Here is a 5,750-nt window from a genome sequence, read left to right as displayed (position 1 = left end):
GTATTGGGCTGAATACCTAAGATATCGGCAGCAGAACGTGCGGTTACTTCCAATACAAAATATTCAAGCAGTTTTCTTTGCAGACTCTTCTTTAACTTACAGTGGGTTATCTTCATTTTGGCAGCCTATCATGACTGCTAATCTACGTCAGCCCCAAAAGAAAAAGCGGCTCGAAATAGATTGCCGATCAATGGACTATATTTAGATCAATGGACTATATTTATATTTATCAAATAAAAACAGGGTATTGCGATATCGCATTCCGAAAAAGCCGAAATCGGATGACGAAACCCCGCCGTCTGCCCCGATGGCCTTCTGGCTCCGACCGTTGGGAAGAGACGGGCACAGACCGCAGCCTGCCGGCTTTGGCCAAACCTTGCTCATTCCGAAACATCGGATTTTACGCCGGCATTACCGCCGGCCCGTTCTAACCTGCCATGATCCTGCCGATAATTTCTGCCGCACTGCCGGTTTCCGCCAGCGGCGCATTCTGCCCTGCCCACAATGAAGAGAATTCATCAGAACCTTGCGCTTCGGCCGCCGCTTTCAACGGGGCTGCCGCCACTTGCGCCAGCGGAAAAGGCGGTGCAGCGGGATTAACGAAGCCGGCCTCGCGGATAAATCGATTAACGATACCGCGTGCGAAACCGCCGCTGAACAGATTGGTCAAGGCGGTGTGTTCCGCGCGGCTGCTTTGCAGGGCGGCGCGGTGCAGAGGCGGAGTGTCGGCCTCGTCTGCCAGCATCAGCGCGGTGCTGATCTGTATGCCTGCCGCACCCAAATCGCAGGCGGCACGGGCTGTTGCAGCATTGCAGATACCGCCGGCTGCCACCACCGGCACCTTTACCGCCGCGCAAACTTGCGGCAGCAGGCTGAATGTGCCTGATTGGGTGGTTAAATCCCGGCTGAGAAACATACCGCGGTGGCCGCCCGCTTCCAAACCTTGTGCGATAACAATATCGGCACCATCGGCTTCGAGCCGGCGGGCTTCTTCCACCGTGGTGGCACTCGACATCACCACCGCACCACTGCTTTTCACCTTATCCAACAGCACCCGGTCGGGCAATCCGAAATGAAAGCTGACCACGCGCGGGCGGTAGCGCAACACGATTTCCGCCTGCTCTTCGCCAAACGGCTGCCTGCCGCCGCCTGCGGCAATGTCTGCCCCGCTCAAGCCGAATTCGCGGTAAAACGGCTGCAGCGCCTGCAACCACGCCGCCTGTTGCGCGGCATCGGGCTGCGGCTGTTTATGGGCGAAAAAATTGATGTTGAGCGGTTGGCTGGTCTGCCGCCGCACGGCCTCGATTTCGGCACAAAGCCGCTCGGCAGGCAGCATGGCGGCAGGCAGCGAACCCAACGCACCGGCCCGACAGGCGGCAACGGCCAGCCTGCTGCCCTGTACGCCCGCCATCGGCGCCTGAATCAGCGGCAGGCGGGTTCGGATAAGCTGAAGCAAACGCTTGGTATCAGAATTCATTGTTTATTCTCCTTTGATTCTGGTAATTGGTGATGTTGGATACACAATAAAATTGTCGGTATAAAATTTCAGGCCGTCTGAAAAGATTCAAACGGGCTATTTAGCATTAAGCTAAATGATGGCGGAAAATATGCTTTAAATATAAAAAAACCAAGTTATCACAACCACTTATGGCAAACTGAAATCAGAATAAAAATGATGGAAAACCATAGAAAATGATTTATCAATTTAAGACAAAATCATTTCTAATTTAATGAATACATAATAATTAAAAAATAAAGCACTTTTTTACAAAAAAAACTAAAAATTAAAAAACTTTATATGTTTTAAATAACCAAAATATTAATCAAGATAATGTGCTGACAGTTAATGATTACAGAACTTATCTTAATTAACAATTTATTAGTTAAACATAAGTATTATGAAAGAAATTATCATGACTGAATTGAATAAAATTTTTGGCGGTGCTTGGGCTTTAAACGGCGGTGGCGGTGGTAATCCGGGGCAATCAATCGGTGGCAATATCGGTATTTCTTATACTCCTGATGCAGGAGGCTTAGGCTTTTCCTGTAGTCATAATTTTGCCCATATAAACGGGATTGGAACATTCCATCAACCAGCATCTGCAATGCTTACTTTCACTAAAAAGTGGTAATGATGCAAAAGCTTTTGATGCTTGCCTGCGTCTACTGTTTAGCAGCTTGCAGCTCTGTTGCTACAGACAGCACACCAATCACCCCTTATTCAGGAAAGCCTCAACCGGATCCTAACTGCGATGGCTATGCAGGCGGTAACGGTTCTGGGGTAGGATGTTCAAGACCTTGGCATCCGAGAGATCAGCAGGGCCGGAAAATTCCAATGTAATCATTAACCAATAATGATTGATAACCATATGCCGTTCGGAAAGCTATTTATAAAAAATAGGCTTCCAAACGGCATCCTTGTTTTATTACTTGATAACCAAACAGTTTCCGGCCTAACAAAGTGTTTCTGCCGATGATAGTTTTCAAAACACCTACCGTTCAAACGACCTCTTTTTTCAACAGCCTTAACGCATTTGCCACCACCACCAGCGAGCTTAAGCTCATGCCCAGCGCGGCCACCCACGGGGTAACGTAACCGCACACAGCCAACGGCACCACAATCAGATTGTAAACGCTGGCCCAAATCAGGTTTTGGCGGATCACCGCACGGGTGCGCTGCGCCTGCCTGATGGTTTGCGGCAACACGCGCATATCTTCGTTGAGCAGTATCACATCGGCACCTTCGCGGGCAACATCGGCACCGCCCGCCACCGCCACGGAAACATCCGCCTGCGCCAACACGGGGGCATCGTTGATGCCGTCGCCCACCATCAGCACTTTGCGCCGATGCCGCTGCAGGGTTTCCACATAGGCCAGTTTGTCTTCGGGCGAAGCCTCTGCACGGTAGCTGTCCAAACCCAGCCGGCGGGCGAGATTTTCTACGGCGGCCAGGCGGTCGCCGCTGAGCAGGTGCAGCTTCATGCCCTGCGCTTTCAGCCTGCCCAGCATATCGGCAATGCCGGCTTTGGTTTCGTCTGCCAGCAAAAAGGCCGTCTGAAAGCCTTGTTGGTTGCCGAGATAAACCAAGCTGCCGCTGTGTTCGATTCTGCCTGCCTCGGGCAGTTTGCCGGATATGCCCGCCACAAAATCTGCTTTGCCCAACGCCCAGATTTGTGTTTCGCCGTTTACAGTGAGCCGTGCACTCACACCGCTGCCAACATAGTTTGCGCGCTGTTCGGCGCAGATTTCGGTGTATCCTTCCGCCCCCAGGCTGCCGGCATGATTCAGAATGGCTTTGGCCACGGGGTGTTCCGATTGGGCTTCGAGCACCCCGGCAACGGCGGCGGCCAGGCACTCGTTCAGACGGCCCAACGGGCGCACTTCAACAACCGACAATGCTCCCCGTGTTAAGGTGCCGGTTTTATCGAACACCACATCGTCAATCTGAGCCAGCGTTTCCAAACTGCCGCGCCCGCTGACTAAGATGCCGTCTGAAGCCAAAACACCGGTGGAAGCGGCCAGCGCGGTGGGGGTGGCCAGCGAAAGCGCGCACGGGCAGGTAATCACCAGCAGCGACACGGTAATCCACAATGCCTGCAAAGGGCCGGCGTATATCGTCCAACCCACGAATACCGGCACGGCCATCAGCAGCAGGCTGAATACAAACGATGAAGCGTATTTTTCAGCCATTTCCGCCAAACGCGGCTTTTGCGCCAAAGCCCGGTCGAGCAGCTTCACGATATGCGCCAGCCGCGTGCCGCCGCCCGCCTGTTCGGTGCGGACAACCAGCGGGCCCGATATGTTGAGTGTGCCCGCCGCCACCGCCGAGCCTGCCTGCTTGGGCAAAGGCAGGCTCTCGCCGGTGAGCATGGCTTCGTTTACTTCGCTTTCGCCTGCCAGCACCGTTCCGTCCACCGGAACCACTTCGCCGGGATACACTGCCACCACATCGCCCGGCCGCAACTGTACCACCGCCGCTTCTTCGGCCTTTTCACTGTCGGGATAACCGTTCAGCTTGTGGCAAAACGCAGGCACCAGCTTCACCAGCCGCTCTGCCGCATCTCCTGCCCTGCGCCTTGCAACCTGCTCCATATAACGGCCGCCGAGCAGAAAAAACACAAACATGGCAATCGATTCAAAATACATGCCCTGCCCGGCTCCGCCAAGCAGGCTGTAAACCCCTGCCGCAAACGTCAGTATCAACGCCAACGCCACCGGCGTATCCATGCCGGTGCGGCGGTTTTTGATATCGCGCCACATACCCCGGTAAAACGGTACCGCCGAATAAAACATCGCCGGCAGCACCATCAGAAACGCCCCCCAATGCAGCACATTCAAAAAAACCGGCTCGATTTCATGGCCGTAAAGATATTCGGGCACGGCAAACATCATCGTCTGCATCATCGACAAACCCGCCACCGCCAGCCGTATCAGCGAATGCTTGCGCTCGGCCTGCGCCTGCTCTTCAAATTTACCGGCATCATAAGGGGCCGCACTGTAACCGCTTTTTTGAATGCGCAGCAGAATATCGGAAAGCCGCACACGGCCTTCGTCCCACAACACGCGCACACGGCGGGTGCTGTAATTCAAATCTGCACGCAACACACCGGCCGTACGCAAAAGCTGCTGCTCGATCAGCCACACACAGGCCGCGCAGGTAATCCCCTCCAGCATCAGCAACGCCTCGCGCTCACCACCCGCACCGGCTTCCACAAAACCCGCCTGCACTTCCGGCAGGTCATACAGCTTCAAGCGGTCGAGCATTTCCTGCGGCGGCAACGCTGCTTTTTCAGCATCGGCAGTCCGCTGTTTATAATAATTGCCCAGCCCGGCATCGATAATTCCCCGAGCAACGGCCTGGCAGCCCGCACAGCAGGTATCGCGCGGTTCGTTTTCATAAACCACGGTTAAAAAAATGTTGTCGGGCACATCCAACCCGCAATGGAAACATGTTTTTTTCATGATTCGGAATTGTACGCGCAGCACCCGGCTCGGGCAACGGCGCACCATTTTTCAGACGGCCTGCGGCTCTACGCCGCACCGCACACTTTCCTTTCCGCTCCCTCCATCATAAATCTATCAATTTCCAAACCATTAATTACATAAATTAACAACACAATCTCAGAAAAATATCAATTCAAAGTCATAAAATTTGAAAGTAATATTTTGATATTTCAAAATATCAATCAAAAATAAAAAAGCACAATCCCGCAAACCACCCAAAAAACAAAACTCACAAAACAACACATATTAAAACGTTTCTTTACTCGGAGATAACCATGATTGACCGCCTGATGCCCATTTTTGCCGTTATCGGCGTATTGTTTATGCTCGGCTACACCGGCTTGGCAGCTTGGGCGGTTTACAACAGCCTGTTCCCTTTCAAGAAAAAAACACTCAAACGCACACCACACACAACCGTGTAACAGCAACACGAGCAACACAATACAGCCCCCCCCCTGATCCCCGCATAACGGCCGCTGGTCGGGCTGTATCATTATTGATTGGGCAAGCTGTGAATAACACCTTTTCCCGTTTTTCTGATAACAGGCCGTCTGAAAATGCGTAATTACTGAAACCCAAACCGCTGCTGTTTTCAGACAGCAACATACCGAGACCGCGCCCGACACCCTTGGCAACAGAAGAAACCCTGTCTCTTTATACACATCTCCGAGCCCACGAGACAGGCAGAAACCTAATCTCGTATGCCGTTATACACACCTAAAAAAAAAAACTGGTCTTTGGTCACA

4 protein-coding genes and 1 pseudogene are annotated in these 5,750 nt (G+C 52.6%); 2 read left to right on the top strand and 3 right to left on the bottom strand.

The window, feature by feature from the left end; genetic code table 11:
- Together IR141_RS11910 and IR141_RS11905 are read right to left on the bottom strand one after the other, a co-directional pair.
- Nucleotides 1-116: pseudogene (locus IR141_RS11910) on the bottom strand (IS1595 family transposase); the annotation flags it as partial.
- Between the two features lie 311 nt (nucleotides 117-427).
- Nucleotides 428-1,477, bottom strand: a complete 1,050-nt coding sequence (locus IR141_RS11905) for a nitronate monooxygenase family protein (protein ID WP_135037559.1) — start codon at nucleotides 1,475-1,477, stop codon at nucleotides 428-430.
- Between the two features lie 421 nt (nucleotides 1,478-1,898).
- On the opposite strand from IR141_RS11905, the gene IR141_RS11900 reads away from it, so the two are divergent.
- The gene (locus IR141_RS11900; protein WP_135037557.1) at nucleotides 1,899-2,132 is read left to right on the top strand and encodes a hypothetical protein; all 234 of its coding nucleotides are present in this window, start codon (nucleotides 1,899-1,901) and stop codon (nucleotides 2,130-2,132) included.
- A 367-nt stretch (nucleotides 2,133-2,499) separates the two neighbouring features.
- On the opposite strand, the gene IR141_RS11895 is transcribed toward IR141_RS11900, so the two are convergent.
- On the bottom strand, nucleotides 2,500-4,962 hold the full coding sequence (locus IR141_RS11895; RefSeq protein WP_135037554.1) for a heavy metal translocating P-type ATPase: 2,463 nt from the start codon (nucleotides 4,960-4,962) through the stop codon (nucleotides 2,500-2,502).
- 317 nt (nucleotides 4,963-5,279) lie between these two features.
- Between IR141_RS11895 and IR141_RS11890 the strand changes: the two genes are divergently transcribed.
- Entirely contained in the window at nucleotides 5,280-5,426 is a 147-nt protein-coding gene (locus IR141_RS11890; protein WP_167743204.1) for a hypothetical protein, read from the top strand.
- Nucleotides 5,427-5,750 lie beyond the last annotated feature (324 nt).

The organism is Neisseria sp. 19428wB4_WF04 (assembly GCF_015235335.1).
Taxonomy (GTDB): Bacteria; Pseudomonadota; Gammaproteobacteria; order Burkholderiales; family Neisseriaceae; genus Neisseria; species Neisseria musculi.
This window is presented reverse-complemented; position numbering and strand designations above follow the sequence as displayed.

Coding starts and splice junctions, on each gene's coding strand:
- IR141_RS11905 (WP_135037559.1), bottom strand. CDS start 1,477: ATGAATTCTGATACCAAGCGTTTGCTTCAGCTTATCCGAACCCGCCTG.
- IR141_RS11900 (WP_135037557.1), top strand. CDS start 1,899: ATGAAAGAAATTATCATGACTGAATTGAATAAAATTTTTGGCGGTGCT.
- IR141_RS11895 (WP_135037554.1), bottom strand. CDS start 4,962: ATGAAAAAAACATGTTTCCATTGCGGGTTGGATGTGCCCGACAACATT.
- IR141_RS11890 (WP_167743204.1), top strand. CDS start 5,280: ATGATTGACCGCCTGATGCCCATTTTTGCCGTTATCGGCGTATTGTTT.